Annotated in this window: 16 protein-coding genes; 4 read left to right on the forward strand and 12 right to left on the reverse strand. The window is 57.7% G+C overall.

Translation table 11 applies throughout. From position 1 onward, the window contains the following. Positions 1 to 67 precede the first annotated feature (67 nt). Genes SB772_RS31005 through zorA form a run of 3 tightly spaced genes read right to left on the reverse strand, consistent with a single transcriptional unit; the run spans position 68 to position 3,901 of the window. Positions 68 to 964 (reverse strand): EH signature domain-containing protein, encoded by an 897-nt coding sequence (locus tag SB772_RS31005; protein WP_410836973.1) that lies wholly within the window; start codon positions 962 to 964, stop codon positions 68 to 70. Continuing rightward, a complete protein-coding gene (locus tag SB772_RS31010; protein ID WP_410836974.1) occupies positions 955 to 1,665 on the reverse strand; it encodes an OmpA family protein in 711 nt (236 codons plus the stop codon). Before SB772_RS31010 ends, SB772_RS31005 begins: the two co-directional genes overlap by 10 nt. A gap of 4 nt (positions 1,666 to 1,669) precedes the next feature. Further along, positions 1,670 to 3,901 carry an anti-phage ZorAB system protein ZorA gene (gene zorA, locus SB772_RS31015; RefSeq protein WP_410836975.1) on the reverse strand — a complete coding sequence of 744 codons (2,232 nt, stop codon included), beginning with the start codon at positions 3,899 to 3,901 and terminating at the stop codon, positions 1,670 to 1,672. A gap of 665 nt (positions 3,902 to 4,566) precedes the next feature. On the opposite strand from zorA, the gene SB772_RS31020 reads away from it, so the two are divergent. Continuing rightward, positions 4,567 to 5,694, forward strand: coding sequence for a VIT1/CCC1 transporter family protein (locus SB772_RS31020; RefSeq protein ID WP_410836976.1), 1,128 nt, complete (start codon positions 4,567 to 4,569; stop codon positions 5,692 to 5,694). A 20-nt stretch (positions 5,695 to 5,714) separates the two neighbouring features. On the opposite strand, the gene SB772_RS31025 is transcribed toward SB772_RS31020, so the two are convergent. The 9 genes from SB772_RS31025 to SB772_RS31065 form a co-directional block, all read right to left on the reverse strand. Next, positions 5,715 to 5,933 (reverse strand): hypothetical protein, encoded by a 219-nt coding sequence (locus SB772_RS31025; protein ID WP_410836977.1) that lies wholly within the window; start codon positions 5,931 to 5,933, stop codon positions 5,715 to 5,717. A gap of 309 nt (positions 5,934 to 6,242) precedes the next feature. Continuing rightward, positions 6,243 to 7,151, reverse strand: coding sequence for a LysR family transcriptional regulator (locus tag SB772_RS31030; RefSeq protein WP_410837099.1), 909 nt, complete (start codon positions 7,149 to 7,151; stop codon positions 6,243 to 6,245). A 90-nt stretch (positions 7,152 to 7,241) separates the two neighbouring features. Continuing rightward, a complete protein-coding gene (gene iolG / locus SB772_RS31035; RefSeq protein WP_410836978.1) occupies positions 7,242 to 8,234 on the reverse strand; it encodes an inositol 2-dehydrogenase in 993 nt (330 codons plus the stop codon). Between the two features lie 43 nt (positions 8,235 to 8,277). Then, positions 8,278 to 8,595: a hypothetical protein gene (locus SB772_RS31040; protein WP_410836979.1), complete on the reverse strand. Its 318-nt coding sequence runs from the start codon at positions 8,593 to 8,595 to the stop codon at positions 8,278 to 8,280. Between the two features lie 106 nt (positions 8,596 to 8,701). After that, positions 8,702 to 9,505 (reverse strand): SDR family NAD(P)-dependent oxidoreductase, encoded by an 804-nt coding sequence (locus SB772_RS31045; RefSeq protein WP_115108063.1) that lies wholly within the window; start codon positions 9,503 to 9,505, stop codon positions 8,702 to 8,704. Between the two features lie 150 nt (positions 9,506 to 9,655). Further along, positions 9,656 to 9,940, reverse strand: coding sequence for a YciI family protein (locus SB772_RS31050; protein ID WP_083084423.1), 285 nt, complete (start codon positions 9,938 to 9,940; stop codon positions 9,656 to 9,658). A 57-nt stretch (positions 9,941 to 9,997) separates the two neighbouring features. Beyond that, positions 9,998 to 11,074, reverse strand: a complete 1,077-nt coding sequence (locus SB772_RS31055) for a maleylacetate reductase (RefSeq protein WP_410836980.1) — start codon at positions 11,072 to 11,074, stop codon at positions 9,998 to 10,000. Then, positions 11,061 to 11,411 (reverse strand): Dabb family protein, encoded by a 351-nt coding sequence (locus SB772_RS31060; RefSeq protein WP_410836981.1) that lies wholly within the window; start codon positions 11,409 to 11,411, stop codon positions 11,061 to 11,063. The genes SB772_RS31055 and SB772_RS31060 overlap by 14 nt, the downstream gene beginning before the upstream one ends. Next, the gene (locus SB772_RS31065; protein WP_410836982.1) at positions 11,408 to 12,289 is read right to left on the reverse strand and encodes an intradiol ring-cleavage dioxygenase; all 882 of its coding nucleotides are present in this window, start codon (positions 12,287 to 12,289) and stop codon (positions 11,408 to 11,410) included. The genes SB772_RS31060 and SB772_RS31065 overlap by 4 nt, the downstream gene beginning before the upstream one ends. 303 nt (positions 12,290 to 12,592) lie before the next feature. Here SB772_RS31065 and SB772_RS31070 point away from each other — a divergent pair, with 303 nt between their 5' ends. The 3 genes from SB772_RS31070 (at position 12,593) to SB772_RS31080 (ending at position 14,930) form a co-directional block, all read left to right on the forward strand. Next, on the forward strand, positions 12,593 to 13,516 hold the full coding sequence (locus SB772_RS31070) for a LysR family transcriptional regulator (RefSeq protein WP_410836983.1): 924 nt from the start codon (positions 12,593 to 12,595) through the stop codon (positions 13,514 to 13,516). Positions 13,517 to 13,858: 342 nt separating this feature from the next. Then, positions 13,859 to 14,701, forward strand: coding sequence for an alcohol dehydrogenase catalytic domain-containing protein (locus tag SB772_RS31075; protein WP_410836984.1), 843 nt, complete (start codon positions 13,859 to 13,861; stop codon positions 14,699 to 14,701). After that, a complete protein-coding gene (locus SB772_RS31080) occupies positions 14,685 to 14,930 on the forward strand; it encodes a hypothetical protein (protein WP_410836985.1) in 246 nt (81 codons plus the stop codon). The genes SB772_RS31075 and SB772_RS31080 overlap by 17 nt, the downstream gene beginning before the upstream one ends. Positions 14,931 to 14,961 lie beyond the last annotated feature (31 nt).

The raw sequence follows: 14,961 nt of genomic DNA on the forward strand, positions 1-14,961 counted from the left end.
ACGTCACATCAAAGGGAGGACCCTCACCCGGGCACAATTCAACTACGTAACCGTCCACTGAAGCGGGTCACCCCCAAGCCTTCAATTTCGGATTGCGCCACACATCCTTGCCGACAACGTAATCTCGCAATTCGTGGTGAACGGGATGCCCAGGAATGCGGTGGTATCGCGCGAGAAGGATTTCGAGGGCTTCATCACGAAACACAGGACGAGATTTGATAAGCGCAATCAGGCGCGGTATCTGGGCCACGAATCGTTCGTCCCCATAGCCGGCACTCGTCTTCACCGCACTGAGGACCAGCGAGTGCCAGAACCAGCTGCTCTCCGGAATGCCGACGCTCTCAACAATCAAATCAAGGGTAGTCCGGTCACCGGCAAGATAATGGTCCGCAAATTCGTCCGCGGCCCTTTCACTGATAAGTGCAGGGTGTCGCCGTAAAGCGGCAAGCCAGTCGGGTACCGTCGCGTTGCCACTGGCGCTGTCGACATGAGGCCAGGTCGTAGCAAGAAGCTTCCTCAGCAACAGCCAGCCATCATGTTCAATCTCCCGCGCGGAGAGCGGGTCGTACGAAAAATACGACACCAGCAGGCCGAACCAGGTCAGACGCCACAATGTACCGGCCACGGCTTCGTCCTCGTAATATTTGAAAAGTGCCGCCAGCTTGTCGCTGCCTATCGGCCTCGCTCCCTGGCGTTCTGAAACCGCCTGGTTTAGCCCGCTGGCAACTGTATCTTTCTGTGATTCGTCGAGTTCTTGTCCGCGTAGGAAGGCGAGCGCAGATGCGTAGGCATCGCGCGCCGAGGGGCGCGCACTCGCGTATTCCTGAAAAGCCCGTTTCGCCTGCTCACTCGCTTTTTCCACCAGTGCCGGCTGTCCCAGCTCCTTCCAGTCTGAACTGAAAGCGGCGAGCTTTCGGTCGAGCGCCGACTTCAGACGGGAGAGTGCGTCGGCACCTAGCTGCATTGCCCAAACTCCTTCGAGACCGGCGCGGGCGGTGCGGAGGGTTGCTCGTCAAGCGCCCAGAACTCGACCTTCAGTTCGACCCGGCGACTCGCTTCCTTGGACTCCCTCGTGGAGTTGAATGAGTATCCGCCGACAAGGAACAAGTCGCGAATTTGCGTTTTTTGTCCAACGCTCAAAGGTGTCTCGTCTCGGCTTGGGAGCGCGAAAAGTGCGCAAACCACGCGCCGGCTTCGGTCGAGACTCAGCCCCAAGTTGTATAGATAGCTGCCGTCCTGGTCGGTAAACCCTTCAACGACGATGCGGCGAATCCATTTCCGGCCAATATCTGTCTGTTGCGCCTTGAGAAGAACCGGTACGTAATTGCGAAGGAATGTCGCCCCGCTGGTCGAGATGTCTGACCGTCCGCTATCGAACCGGACAATGTCGCCAAGGTCGATGCGATAAGTGGTTTCGTTGACCTTTACCTCTGGAAACTGCCGCGACACTTCCCTGATTTGTGCCATCAGTTCCCGGATGTCCGTTTCGCGTTGTATCTTCCTTTGCTCAACGGTCGACACGCTCTTGGTGACAGTGATAAGCGTCGCGGCCATCACGACCAGGAACAGGGTCATCAATGCGGACATCAGGTCCGAAAAGGAAATCCAGAAGGGACTTTCACCGTCGGATTTGCCAGGACGTTTGATTACGATTCGCGAAAACATGACGTTACGCCGCGCGCTTCATGCGCTGAAGGGCGATACCGAGCTCTTGTACGACGCCGGTCAGTTGCTGGACGCCATGACCGAGATGGCGGTCCGTCTCTCCGATGGTCTGACGCAGTTGGTTGGTCATGGCGTTGCCAAACTGCTCGAAAGACTCGGCGAGCGTCTGATTGACACCGTTCAGATACTCGGCAGCCTGTCGTTCTGCCTCGCGTAGCGTTTGCACAATCCGTTCAAGGTCCGTGAGCATGGATTGGGTCAGTCCGGCTTCTTTTCCTGCGGACTCGACGAGACCCTTCAGGATGCCAACATATTCCTGGACCGTCTCACGGGTGCGGTCATACTGCTGGAATGCCTGTGTGACCGTCGTCGACGCCGACTGGAGCGCCGAAGTGGTGCGCTGCAAGTCGGCCACGACGGCCGCTGATTTCTCGAACACCGTAGTGACGGAAGCGCCGGCGCTTTCAAACCGGTTCGCCGCCGTATTCATGGTTGCCGCGCCATTGTTCATCCCGTCGATTGCCCGAATGCTGACGGTTTGAAGCGCATCGATATTGGCCTGCGTCCGCGTAATCTGGCCAGTGACCGCTTCGACTATGGCTTTCAGTTGTGCGGAAAGGTTGCTGACGACCTCTTCGGTGCGGCGTGTGAGCACCTCGTTCCGCGCCTGGTCCTGAGTTGCGGCCGCGTCCCGTGTTGCCTGCAATTGGGCTACAGACGCGGATACTTCTTGCAGAACCCGGCCGACCACATCGCTCATCGCCTGGCTATTTGCGTCCTGCTGTTTTGCTGCACCGGTGCCCAGTTCCACGGCAAACTGGCGCATCTGAGCAGCCATCATTTCCTGGTGGCCCGAGAGGCCGCTGATGATTTCTTCGGTTCGGCGCCCCAGCGATTCATTGCGCTGCTGTTCCTGCTGCGCCGACTGGGTCCGACTGTCCGCTAGACTCTGAAGCGTGTCGTTGACACGCGCCATCACCTGACCAACGGTGTCGTCCATCATCTGCCGAGATTTGCTATGCTCGTCGGCGACCAGTTGTCGAAACTCATTCACGAAGTCCCGCATCTGCGTGGTCATCAGCTCCTGGTTTGCAGACGCGTGCGCGAGGGCCTCCTCAAGCTTTCCGGTGACCTGGGTCGACGCGTGCTCATTAGTTCTGGAGATGTCACCCAGCAGCTGTTGCATGGAATCCTGAACCGCCTGCATGGCGCCCAGTGAGCTCTCAATCTGTTCGCTCGCTCCGCGCATTTGACCGCCAAAGGTGTCTTCGAGCTTGGCCATAAAGCCCGTCAGCATCGATTCAAGCATGCCACTGACAGCCTCACCGTTTCCGCGGCTGGTTTGCTCCATCGCATCGGTCATCCGTTGGAGCGGCGCAGCGAGCGTATTGTTGATGGTCTGTCCGATGTGTTCGCCGAGCATTACGGAGGCTTTTGCCTGCGCTTCAATCTGGCGTTCAACCAGATTCGTCATCATGCGGCTTAGGTCTTCGACCATCGCGTCCTTGAGCTGGGCCGCGTGCGCCTCGCTCTTCTCGGAAGCATGAACGAGTCGCGCGAGATATTCCTCGCCCGCTCCCGCGTTGTAGAGCGCGTCAATCGCGTGATTCAGTTTTTCGACCAGACCATATAGGTAAGCGAGCGTCAGGCGACTTAGAAAAGTGACGCTCATTGCGCAGCAAATCGCAACTGCCGAGGCAATGAACGCGTGGGAGACACCGGCGAGAAGCGGCGTGAGACCGGAGACCGCTTTTGTCGGGTTGGACGGGTCAAAGCCACTCAAGCCTTGCAGGAGACCTGCAAATGTTCCGATGATGCCGAGGCCCGTCAGGATGCCGGGAAGGTGTCGCGTGAAATCATCAAACAGTCGCGCATCAACCAGCACATCTCGGGTGAAATAGGTCTCAGCGGGAAGCGTCGCCCGGGTTTCAGGAGTTCCGTTGGCGGTGCGACGCAGCGGATGAAGGGTGTCCCGATATTCCAGCCAAAGGTGTTTCAGCGGCGCACGGTTGAAGTGTTTGCCGACTTCGTCCGGGTCTGGGCGCACGCCGGCCTGCCTGACGCCGCGGATTACCGCGCGGAGTTGCCACCATACTTGCGAGCCTTTCCATAAGTACCCGGCAACGAATAAAAAGGTAAGCAGCAGGACGAGGCAGAAGACGGCTAGCGGGAAGCCGGACAGCTCACGCAGAGCCGGATTGAAGGTGGCCAGGAAATTTACAAGCCGGTCGGTCATTTGATACCCGTAGGTTTGACCCGGACGCCTCGCGGCGGCATCGGCGGGTGCAGAGCGTTTGCTTACGCTTTATGCACGGGCGTCCGGTGTCTGGTCTCTCGTTTTCCCACGCGTCACGGGTGGGTTTCCTTATTCTTGCATCAGCGAACGGTATTCAAATCGGCGAAGTATGCGGTCTTTGAAAGGCAATTCGCGGAATGGATTATAGGGCCGAATGGCTTGTAAAGTGACCCGGTAGCGTATGCAATGCCGGCTCGGCAACTGCGTCGTCATAGCACGCAATTCAAGCTGCGTTTGGCCGGCGAGCCTCGAGGCGGCTCGTACTTTGACGGCTGCGGAGCGTCAGCGTCCGAAAATAACTCTTCGGATACCCACTGCTTTTGGCTATCCGCGTTGGTCATTGTGATTAGCCGGCGCAAAGCTCAGTTACTCAGGCGGTCGCCGACAATAATTTGAACAAGCAGTAAGGTACCAACATCGTGTCCTGACCAGTTCAACAGGGGCCTGCGCCGGTGTCTGCGAGACGGTGTGTCGGCGCGCGGACCCAAATCGGTATGAGAACCGTTAACGTTCTCGGTTAGGCCGCGTTTTAGGGGCTTTGTGATTCAGGTTTCCTGAATCAAATACGCTACGTGGTGGCAACAAAAATAGGCAAGTACTCCACGATGGCATCGAAACACGAAATCAAGCGTTTCAGGGCAAACCTCTCTGATGAACTTCATAGTGCTGCGCTATACGAAACGCTTGCCAAGGTCGAGGAGGATGAAACCCGCAAGCAGGTCTACGGCGACCTGGCCAAATCAGAGCGTGACCATGCGCAGGTGTGGGCGGAAAAGCTGAGAGCCAACGGGGTCCGCCCGAAGGGAACCGGGCAGGCCGTCAAGACACGCCTGATGAAGACACTGGTCCGCTTGTTCGGCGCGGGTTTCGTATTGCCCACGCTTGCTGCGGCGGAGTACGCAGACCGGAACAAATATCACGGGCAACCGGATGCGGGGCGCATGTCGGCCGACGAGCATCACCACGCCGCAGTGGTCCAGACGCTGGCTCATGGCGGCGACCCGGACATGTCGCAGGGCGCGCGTATTGCCGCAGCCGAGTCATGGCACAAGGGGGTGTCGTCGGGGAACGACCTGCGCGCAGCAGTACTCGGCGCGAACGATGGTCTCGTCTCCAATTTCTGTCTGATTATGGGCGTGGCGGGTGCGGGAACGGGCAACAAGGCAATCCTGCTGACAGGGCTTGCCGGGTTGATAGCCGGAGCGTGCTCAATGGCGCTGGGTGAATGGCTTTCGGTGACCAACGCCCGGGAGTTGGCTAGCACCCAGATTGCGAAAGAAGCCGACGAGTTGGAGACTTCGCCCGAGGCCGAAGAGCACGAGTTGGCGCTGATTTATCGCGCGAAAGGGCTCGAAGCCGATGAGGCGAAGCGCGTGGCATCGCAGATGATGCGCGACAAGGACAAGGCCCTTGATACGTTGACACGGGAGGAGCTTGGACTGGACCCGGCGGAGCTGGGCGGGAATCCGTGGTCGGCTGCTGGCGTCTCCTTCTGCCTGTTCTCGGTCGGTGCCATTTTCCCGGCGATGCCGTTCCTATGGACGCATGGACTCAGCGCCATCGCGCAATGTATCGTGCTGAGCGCTCTTGCTCTCGCGTCCATCGGAGTCTTCACATCACTCTTTAACGGACGAAGCGCGGCCTTCTCCGCATTGCGGCAGGTTGCCATCGGCCTTATCGCTGCAGCTTTCACGTTCGGCGTTGGGCGACTCCTGGGCGTGTCTGTTTCGTAGTGCGTGGCTACGCGCGTCTGCTATTCGTGGCTCTCTATCCAGGCGCGACACCACGCGATGCCAGCGTTCTCAGCATCCTGCTCCGTTCCGAAGTGTCCAAGGACTCCAGACACGTTGACGACTTTCGTATGGCGCGTGATTGTGCCGCTCCCAGCGAACCGTTCGGTCCGCGGGTTGTCTTCCTGTTGCAGGATGGCGTGACCCCATAGCGTGTATCCACGATATTTCTCAGTTTGCATCCGTCGACCTCTCAAGGTCCTCCATGCAGCGCACTGTGAATGATTCACTAACGCAAGCGGCTCGACAAGTATCTCTTGCCTGAGGCGCCGGGTGTCGACTCCGGCCGTCTTCAACGCAGCGTCAATCGCCATTAGCTCTTGAGCGAAATCGAGCGGCCACTCTTCCCCGTCACACCTTACGGTCATGCCGTTGTGCATCGAAATCAGATGACGCGCCTTGTACAGGGCATCGACAAGTTTCGACTCTGCAGCCCTTGCTTCGGATACACGACTTCAAGGCTCCGCCTCGGTCGATAGGGCTGCGGCGTTTCAATCCAGTTTGCCTTGCGCGGCCAACTCCACTAACGTGTCGACGACATGCCGCACCTTCGGTCGAAGATGAGCCACCTTCGGCCAGACCGCGTGCACGTCAATGAAGTCACTCGAAATTTCATCAAGAACTGAAACTAGCGCGCCTGACTCCAGATGGGGTCGCAGGAGTGACATTGGCATTTGGCAGAGGCCCATGCCGGCGATAGCAGCCTCTACAATCGAGTCACCGTCGCTGATTTGATGGGTCGCAGGCGGCGAAATCCGACTGTGTTCGCCATTGGCGTTGACTCGCCACGAAAGCGGCTGGCCACGGCGATAGCCGAGGATGCATGAGTGCCCTTGCAGGTCCTCAAGCGTGCGGGGCGTTCCGCGCTGCGCAAGATAGCTGGGTGATGCGGCAATCACCATGCGCTGGCTCGTGAGGCGACGGGCGACGAGACCACTCGAGCTTTCGAGTTCGCCGAAGCGCACGACAAGGTCAACGCCTTCTTCAATCGGGTCAATCAGATGGTCCGAGAAAGTCATCGTGAACTGCAGGTCAGGATGTTTTTTGGCGATGTCCAGCAGGATTGGAACAAGTATCCGTCGTCCGAAGGCCGCGGGCATGTCAATCCGCAAGCGACCTACAGGCCGCTGAAGGCTTGGGCCAAGAGCGGTTTCCGCCACGGAGATTTCGTCAAGCGCAGAAGCGCACGCAGCGAAATATGCTTCGCCGTCGGCCGTGAGGGAGATGCTTCTGGTGGTGCGGTGGAACAATTGCGCGCCAAGGCGCTCTTCCAGTTTTGCGATTGCCTTCCCAACTGCCGACTTGGTCAGCCCAAGCTGTTCGGCGGCATCGGTGAAACTGCGCGACTTCGCGGCGGTGACAAAAATAAGTATTCCGCTGAACGACTCGACCTGCGCCACTTTCTGCCCCATTGAAGAATTTTACTCTTCATATAGGACAGAAATTTCCTTACTGTCAACTCAGAGTTGCACTAGGCGATAGCCGATAGATTAGATTTTGACGGCGCCACCTTGATTGGCGGCTTCGAGTGCGCAATTCGCGATTCGCAAAGCGCGAATTCCATCTCGGGGCGTCGCAGGCATCGGAGCATTGGTTTCGAGTGCGTTCAGGAAGCGGTCCAGTTCGACCTTGTACGAGTCCGCATGGCGCTCAAGAAAGAAATTGAGCAACGGTTCACGTGCCTCGGTCCTTTCGCTCGTCCAGCGACGCAGGCTGGAGGGGCGATGGTTTTCGTTCAGCACCATCCCCTTCGAGCCGAACACTTCGACACGCTGGTCGAATCCATACACCGCCTGTCGGGAACCGTTGATATGACATTGTTTCCCGGACGCAGTGCGCAGCAATACCATCACGCTGTCAAAGTCCGGAAGCTCCTCCAGGCCCGGGTCGACGAGCCGACTTCCCATAGCCATCACTTCTACGGGTTCTTCGCCGAGTAGCCAGCGAGCAGTGTCGAAATCATGGATGGTCATGTCACGGAAGATTCCGCCCGAGTGCCGAAGATACTCACGTGGCGCAAGGCCAGGGTCGCGACTCGTGATGACGACCTGGCGAACGTCGCCGACCTCACCCTCTTCGATGGCCTGCCTGAGCCTCATGGCGTCCGGGTCGAAGCGTCGATTGAAGGCAAGCATCACGCGCCCGTTGAGACGCTCGATTTCTTCGACCGCGGCGAGCGCACGGTCCATGTCCAGGTCGATGGGCTTCTCGCAGAGTACCGGCTTGCCCAGCCGGACCGCCTGCAGCGTCAGGTCGATATGTGTGTCTGTCGGCGTGCCGACGATGATGGCGTCAACATCTTCTCGGTCAACTACAGACTTGCAATCAAGAGATGAGTCGCAACCGAGCTCTGCTGCGAGCGCCTCGACCGCTTCCTTGTTCGGGTCTGCGACCGCGACGAGCTTCACTCTCCGGTCGGCGGCAACATTGGCCGCGTGAATTTTTCCGATGCGTCCAGCACCGAGAACAGCGATACGCAACATCTTAGTCTCCTATATCCCGTCGGCACATCAAAACGCCAACGATTCACTCTTGATTCAGAAAGCGTCGATACGGCCTTCGCCCGTCGACACTCGTTATTTGCATCTCCGGTGGAGAAGCGGTCCATTTGCTCTTACCTGGTTCGGCAGAAGGAGCCTCGCAAATCAGTCGGCTGAGCCGCAAGATGTCGTCCAGACCAAACTCCTGGACTTCCGGCACACGGTCACCGCGCGCTTTCGCTACGGCCGTTGCGATGCGAAGCGCGTTTGAGCGCTCGCGCATCAACAGCTCGAGCGCTTCGACTAGAAAAGCGCGCTCTCTCTGCGATACCTTCGCTCCAATCACCCGGTCGTAAGCAGACATACGCTGGTCCTCAGAACAATGCGGCAATCAAAGACATCCCTACGCGGTCTGTCAGCCCGATTTGTCGCCCTCGTGGAAATGAAGTGCCAGCCAGGGCTGGCAGCCTTCAAATCAGGCTGCGGATACTGCCACCATCGACGCCCCAGACCGCAGAGGTCACGAACGACGCGAGGTCGGAAGCCATGAAAACAATCACGTTGGCCACTTCGTCCGGTTGGCCGAGGCGCTTCAGCGGCAACTGGCGCAGAGAAAGTTCGTGCTCGACCGCGTCTTTCGGAGCCATGCCGTGAAACTTGCCCATCGTGTCAGCAAATCCCCCATCTTTCGTCCAGAACGGTGTCCAGACTGGCCCCGGCGCAACAGCATTCACACGAATCCTGGGAGCTTCGGCTCGGGCGAGACCCTTTGTCAGCGCGAGCACCGCCGCCTTGGATGCGGAGTAGTCAATCGGAACAGGCTCCGGCTGGCGGGCCAGGTCCGATGCGTTGTTGATAATCACCGACTTCTCACGAGCTCGCAGCACCGGCAGGAGGTATCGACACGTCCGGACGTAGCTCATGAAATTGAGATTCATCGTGAAATCCCATTCCTCGTCCGAGAGTTCTTCGAACGTGCGAACCTTGCCTGCGCCAACGTTGTTGACGAGGATGTCCACCTGGCCGTTGTGTGACTGCAGGGCCGAATCGATGCCACTTTTGACGCCATCGGCCGTGGACAAATCCGCCTGAGCAATCGTGACGTTAGTGCCGAGCGAGCGCAATTCCGATTCGGTTTCTTTGAGAGCGTTCGCGTCGATGTCGATGAGGCAAAGACGCGCGCCTTCACGTGCGAAACCCAATGCTGTCGCACGTCCGATGCCTTGCGCCCCGCCCGTGATGAGCACAATCTTTCCTTCGAGGCCTGTCTCCATGATGTCTCCGTTTGATGTTGTGTACTTTGCGAGCGCTCAAAAAATCGACAACGTTTTCCTTTATTGATGTCGTCTGCTTTTTGAGGCCGAGCGCGAGCCGCGCCACGCGGTTGCAAGGCAGCAATTAAAAGATGCCGTGATACGACGGATTTAGCGGTTGTCGACCCGTTTGATGAACGGCCGGATGTCGACCGTGTCCCAAATTCCTGCCTTGTTAAACGGGTCCGCCTCTACGAAAGTCTTGATTTCTTCGATGCCGTCAGCTTCGTAGAGAAAGAAGCTGCCAATCATCGTCTGGCCGTCAGCTTTCGTCAGCGGGCCAGAGATGAGAGTTTTTACAGGTGCTGTTTGTAGATAGGCCTTGTGTGCGTCATAGTTCTCAAGGCGGCGTTCGACCATATTCGGGTGGTCAAGACAGTAGACAGTGAAGTTCATTTTCGTCTCCTTGTTTCAATTCAGGGGTTCGAACCACTTCTCCCTTCTTTCGGGGCATCAGGTCGTCACCGCGCGCGGCGCGACGCCATCAAAGGCATCCTGCAGAAGCTCAAGTAAGGCTTTACGCTCAATTTGACGGGGATTCCAGTACGGATTCGAGCTGGCAATATCAGCAGCCTTCGAAACGTCTTCAGCGGACATGCCGATGTCTTTCAGCGCGAGGGGAGCCCCGCAGCGCTTAGCGAGCTCGTACACACCCAGTGCAGCATCTTCAGAACCAAGAGCGCGTGCAATCCGCTGCATCGCCTTCGGAGTGGCCTGCCGGTTGTATGCGAGCGCATGGGGCAGAACGATGGTATGTGTCTGGGCATGCGGCAGGTTGAAACTTCCGCCGAGCGTATGACACAACTTATGGTGAAGCGCCATGCCCACGCTACCCAGCACCGTTCCGCAGAGCCAGGCACCGTACTGCGCTTCAGCGCGAGCTTCCACGTTTTGGGCGTCGGCAACGATAGCTGGTAAAGCACGCGCCAGAGCAGCGATACCTTCTTCCGCCATCAAGCTTGTTACGGGATTCTCATCCCGCGAGTAGAGCGCCTCAGCGGCATGGGCAATTGCGTTGATGCCGCTCGTGACCGATAGCGCGACCGGAAGTGACATCGTGAGGTCCGCATCGTAAATCACTGTCTTTGGCAACACGCGCAGGTCAGTCCCTGTCTTCTTCAGGCCCGCATCAGTGATGCCATAGATAGGCGTCATTTCGCTGCCGGCATAAGTTGTCGGTACGGCGAGAATCGGCAGGTCTGATTCGAGCGCGATTGCCTTGCCCAAACCAATTGTCGAGCCGCCTCCAACTGCTATGGCGCAATCGGCCTTCAGTTCCCTCGCCAGTGCGCGAGCTTCTTTGGCCAATTCGAGAGGCACGTGCATGACCGCGCGGTCGAAAACAGCAGCGGCTCGCGACCCCAAGCGCGCAGCGAGGGCTTCGCCCGTCTCTTTTTGCTCTGGGCTACACAGAATGAGTGCTCGTTCCGAATTCAACTGAAGCACTTCGCGCTCAAGGTGCTGCAAACTGCCCGGGCCAAAGACAACTCGACCGGCACGTGCCTGATAAACAAACTCACGCTTTTGCATTGAGTAACTCCGCTGTACGCTCGAAACTCAGCCCGGATTCCAACTGGTAGTCGACCTGGAACCGCGCGGTGCGAAGGTCACCGAGTTCGTTTCGCACGCGCAGATGTTCGGGATGAGATGCATATGCTTCCAACGCTTCCTGCGAGTCGAACTCCGTGATGAGAACGGCGTCGCACGCGTAATCGACCTGGCTGTAGTCAAGTCCGACTTCAAGGTGGCGCATCCCGGGGATACAGCCACGCAAGCCCTCGAAACTGGTCTTAACAAGGTTGGAAGCAGCTAGCCGCTCCGCAGGCGAGTCACCTCTGACTCGCCACATGACGATATGCCGAATCATGCGTGGACCTCCGACGGGTTAAGCACGAAGTCGTATTCAAGCGAGTACCAGGGGACCGTCATTTCCCGGCCGTCCGGCGCCACGCCCGGCTCGTGACGCTTCCACTCGGAAATCAGCGATGAGCGGACTCCGAACACGACATCCGAGTCGAGATACTGGTCTCCATCACGAAACACGTGCGTGATGAGCGTTTCGTAACCGGGCGCTTCAATCATGAAGTGCAGGTGTGCTGGTCGCCACGGATGACGACCGACAGCGGCCAGCATGCGACCAACCGGCCCGTCGTGCGGGATGGGATATGCCTCGGCAAGAATCGAGCGGAAGTTGAAAAACCCTTCTGCATCCGCCTTCAATCGGCCTCTACCGCGATGGATGGCGTTGCCTGCCTCGTCGAGGTTCTGGACATCGTAGAACCCATCTTCGTCCGATTGCCAAACGTCAATTTGTGCGTTCGCGATGCTTTCGCCGCCGGCGCCGCGAACCTGTCCATTCACATAGCAGGGCGCGCCTTTCGCACCATTCGAAATGTCGTCGCCGTTGTTATAGAGGGGCGCTCCCTCGACATAGAACGGCCCGAACACGGTTGCTTCCGTGCAATTTGAGGGCTTCCGATTGTTCTGCGACATGACCAACATCGAAAGGCCAAGCGTGTCAGACAGCAGAATGAACTCCTGCCGTTTGTCATCGGTGATATGTCCTACTTCCGTCAGAAACTTGATTGCTTTGAACCACTCGTCCTCTGTGAGATGAACGTCGCGGGCAAAAGCGTGGAGATGTTGAACCAGGCTCGTCATCACGGTCCTCAGTCTCGGGTTCTTGCAGTCCGCGAGCGAGGCGATAACGGCTTGAGTGATTGTGTCTTCGTTGATATTGCGCATCGTGCGTGTCTCCGTTGTGCGCTCAAGGCGTCTGAAACGAAAGGTAACGGGTCGCCCGGGTAAATAAAATGCTCCGAAGTGAAATGACATTTCCTCCCCCCGGAAGAATCGAGCTGTAAGCGCGCAATTCAGTCCTCCAAGGGACACAGAATCGCCCACTGACACCTTTTTATTGTAGAAATTTATTCTACAAATCGGCGATTTCGAGTCGGTTTATCAATCACCTCTTCTACGGCATATTGGGCTCCGAAGGGGTGGAAGAATCCCTTTCGATTTTTCCGACTGGATGCGAAGAGGTAGACGATGGACCGCTGGACGCAATTGCAGTTGTTCGTGCTCACTGCCGATTTGGGCAGCCTGTCGAAGGCGGCCGAGCAACTCGACATGTCGAACGCTGCGGCCAGTCGCACGCTGAGCTCATTGGAAGAGCGCCTCGGCGCACGGTTGATAGAGCGGACGACCCGGCGCATGTGGCTCACTGATGCCGGTCGTGAATATCATCGCCGCTGCACTGCAGTTATTTCTGAGCTGTCCGAGGCCGATTCGATTGCTTCCGAAGAGGCGGTCAGTCCGCGGGGTGTACTTCGCGTGACCAGTTCGGTGTCGTTCGCGATGATGCACATCGCCCCGGCGCTTTCCGAGTTCCTCAAACGCTATCCCAACCTCTCGGTTCAAATCGTTGCGACAAATCAGTACCAGAACTTCATCGAAGCCGGAATAGACATTGCCATCCGTACCAAGGAGCATGAGGGAGACTCAGGCATAACCATTCGACGTCTTGCTGAGACCCGGCGAATCCTGGCTGCATCGCCGGCCTACCTCGCGGCTCACGGCCGTCCTCAGAACCCGGAGGACCTGGAGCAGCACAAGATGCTTGTCTACAACCTCGCCGTTGACCCGTACTTGCTACATCTACGTCGAGGAAAGGAAGAACGCAATGTCGCCATCACGAGTGCCCTGGACTCAAATGAAGGCCAAGTCATCGTGGCTGCGGGACGCGCGGGACTCGGGATTGTTGTTCAGCCTCTTTACATCATCCACGAGGACATCGTGTCGGGGCGCCTTGTTCCGGTGCTTGAGGACTGGCAATTGCCGCGTCTGACCATCAACCTGGCTTATCAAAGCAGGCGTTACCAGCCAGCGAAAATTAGAGTTTTCACGGAGTTCCTCATTGAACGCGTGAAAGGTCTCAATCTCGAAGAACGCTGGATGACCTTCGCGACTTGAAGAAATCACACAACAGAGGCCTCGCCGTCATAGACACCGTCGACGTTCACCGATATTTCCGCCTAGCGGAAATATGATTTCGGCTCAGAGCATGTTTTTCTATAGAGGACGGCCATACCCTATAAAAACAAAATCCCCGCTGAGGGGAACCGGAGCCCATGATGCCCAGGAGACACCTATGAACTATCCATCTTTACCGCCTCGCCACCGAGCGCTTCTTCTTCGACCCTTCCGCCAGTAATCGGTCGGGTAACACATCAACAACCGAACGCTGTGCGTTTGCGGAAGACCACTTTGGTCTTGTCCGCATGGTGATTTGTTGTCTTCATTTTAAGGATAGAGATGAAAGCCGTCCGATTCCATGGCAAGCACGACCTTCGCATTGACGACGTCGAAGAGCCAGGCGAACTCAGTCCCGACCAAGTCCTCGTGCGTCCAACGTTCTGCGGAATCTGCGGCACGGACCTCCACGAGTATGACCACGGACCTACCTGGACTTCCGCGGAATCGAATCCCTACAGCGGCGCTGCGCTTCCGCAAATCCTTGGCCACGAGTTCTCTGGCGAGGTCCTCGCGGTGGGCAACGCCGTGACAAGCGTCTCGCCGGGTGACCGAGTTTCCATACAACCGCAGATGGGGCCACGCGAAGACTATTTTGGACGCCGCAATCTGCCGTTCCTTGGCCCAAATGCCTCCGTCGTCGGTCTGAGTTGGCCATGGGGTGGCATGGCAGAAAAAGCAATCATCCAAGAGTCGAATGCAGTTGTGCTGCCATCGGACATCACGGACCAGCAAGGGGCACTTGTCGAACCCGCTGCCGTGGGTGTGCATGCCGTCGACCGTTCAGGTGTTAAACCTGGCGACTCCATACTCATCACTGGCGCGGGAACCATCGGTGCGATGGCAGTTCTCGCGGCACGTGCGTCCGGTGTCACGAATATCTTTGTGAGCGAGCCCAACGCGCATCGGCGCGAGCGATTGCAGCGCATGGACATCGGCGTAACTGTTCTTGACCCTTTATCAACTGACGTCGCTGCGCATATTCGAAGTACGACTCTCGAGGGCATTGGAGCGGATGCGGCTATCGAATGCTCCGGCAACGGTCGAGCCTTCAGCACGTGCGTTGATGCCGTACGCGTCCCAAGGCGTGGTCGTTCAAGTCGGGCTGATGCCCGGAAAGATTGAAGCCGACCCGTTCCGCTGGACAGTCAAGGACCTCACCATCAGGGGTTCGCTGAACTACCCCCTCACCATCTGGCCACGCATCTTCTCAATGATGCGTAGCGGACTTTTTCCGGTCGAGAAAGTGGTCGACGCAGAAGTCGATATGAACGACGTCAAGGAGCAAGGGTTTGACGCATTGCTCGCGCCAGGAAGCGCAAAGCTGAAGATTCTCGTCAGCATAAACAGCTGAGAAAAGCGTTGCTCAAAGCAGTCACAAAAGA

Origin of the sequence: Paraburkholderia sp. SIMBA_030, assembly GCF_046535245.1 — a bacterium.
Classification (GTDB): domain Bacteria; phylum Pseudomonadota; class Gammaproteobacteria; order Burkholderiales; family Burkholderiaceae; genus Paraburkholderia.

Excerpts from the sequence above, each read along its gene's own strand:
- SB772_RS31040 (WP_410836979.1), bottom strand. The coding sequence starts at position 8,595 with ATGTCTGCTTACGACCGGGTGATTGGAGCGAAGGTATCGCAGAGAGAG.
- zorA (WP_410836975.1), bottom strand. The coding sequence starts at position 3,901 with ATGACCGACCGGCTTGTAAATTTCCTGGCCACCTTCAATCCGGCTCTG.
- SB772_RS31020 (WP_410836976.1), top strand. The coding sequence starts at position 4,567 with ATGGCATCGAAACACGAAATCAAGCGTTTCAGGGCAAACCTCTCTGAT.
- SB772_RS31060 (WP_410836981.1), bottom strand. The coding sequence starts at position 11,411 with ATGATTCGGCATATCGTCATGTGGCGAGTCAGAGGTGACTCGCCTGCG.
- SB772_RS31075 (WP_410836984.1), top strand. The coding sequence starts at position 13,859 with ATGAAAGCCGTCCGATTCCATGGCAAGCACGACCTTCGCATTGACGAC.
- SB772_RS31010 (WP_410836974.1), bottom strand. The coding sequence starts at position 1,665 with ATGTTTTCGCGAATCGTAATCAAACGTCCTGGCAAATCCGACGGTGAA.
- SB772_RS31065 (WP_410836982.1), bottom strand. The coding sequence starts at position 12,289 with ATGCGCAATATCAACGAAGACACAATCACTCAAGCCGTTATCGCCTCG.
- SB772_RS31025 (WP_410836977.1), bottom strand. The coding sequence starts at position 5,933 with ATGCAAACTGAGAAATATCGTGGATACACGCTATGGGGTCACGCCATC.
- SB772_RS31070 (WP_410836983.1), top strand. The coding sequence starts at position 12,593 with ATGGACCGCTGGACGCAATTGCAGTTGTTCGTGCTCACTGCCGATTTG.
- SB772_RS31045 (WP_115108063.1), bottom strand. The coding sequence starts at position 9,505 with ATGGAGACAGGCCTCGAAGGAAAGATTGTGCTCATCACGGGCGGGGCG.
- SB772_RS31005 (WP_410836973.1), bottom strand. The coding sequence starts at position 964 with ATGCAGCTAGGTGCCGACGCACTCTCCCGTCTGAAGTCGGCGCTCGAC.
- SB772_RS31080 (WP_410836985.1), top strand. The coding sequence starts at position 14,685 with ATGCCCGGAAAGATTGAAGCCGACCCGTTCCGCTGGACAGTCAAGGAC.
- SB772_RS31055 (WP_410836980.1), bottom strand. The coding sequence starts at position 11,074 with ATGCAAAAGCGTGAGTTTGTTTATCAGGCACGTGCCGGTCGAGTTGTC.
- SB772_RS31050 (WP_083084423.1), bottom strand. The coding sequence starts at position 9,940 with ATGAACTTCACTGTCTACTGTCTTGACCACCCGAATATGGTCGAACGC.
- iolG (WP_410836978.1), bottom strand. The coding sequence starts at position 8,234 with ATGTTGCGTATCGCTGTTCTCGGTGCTGGACGCATCGGAAAAATTCAC.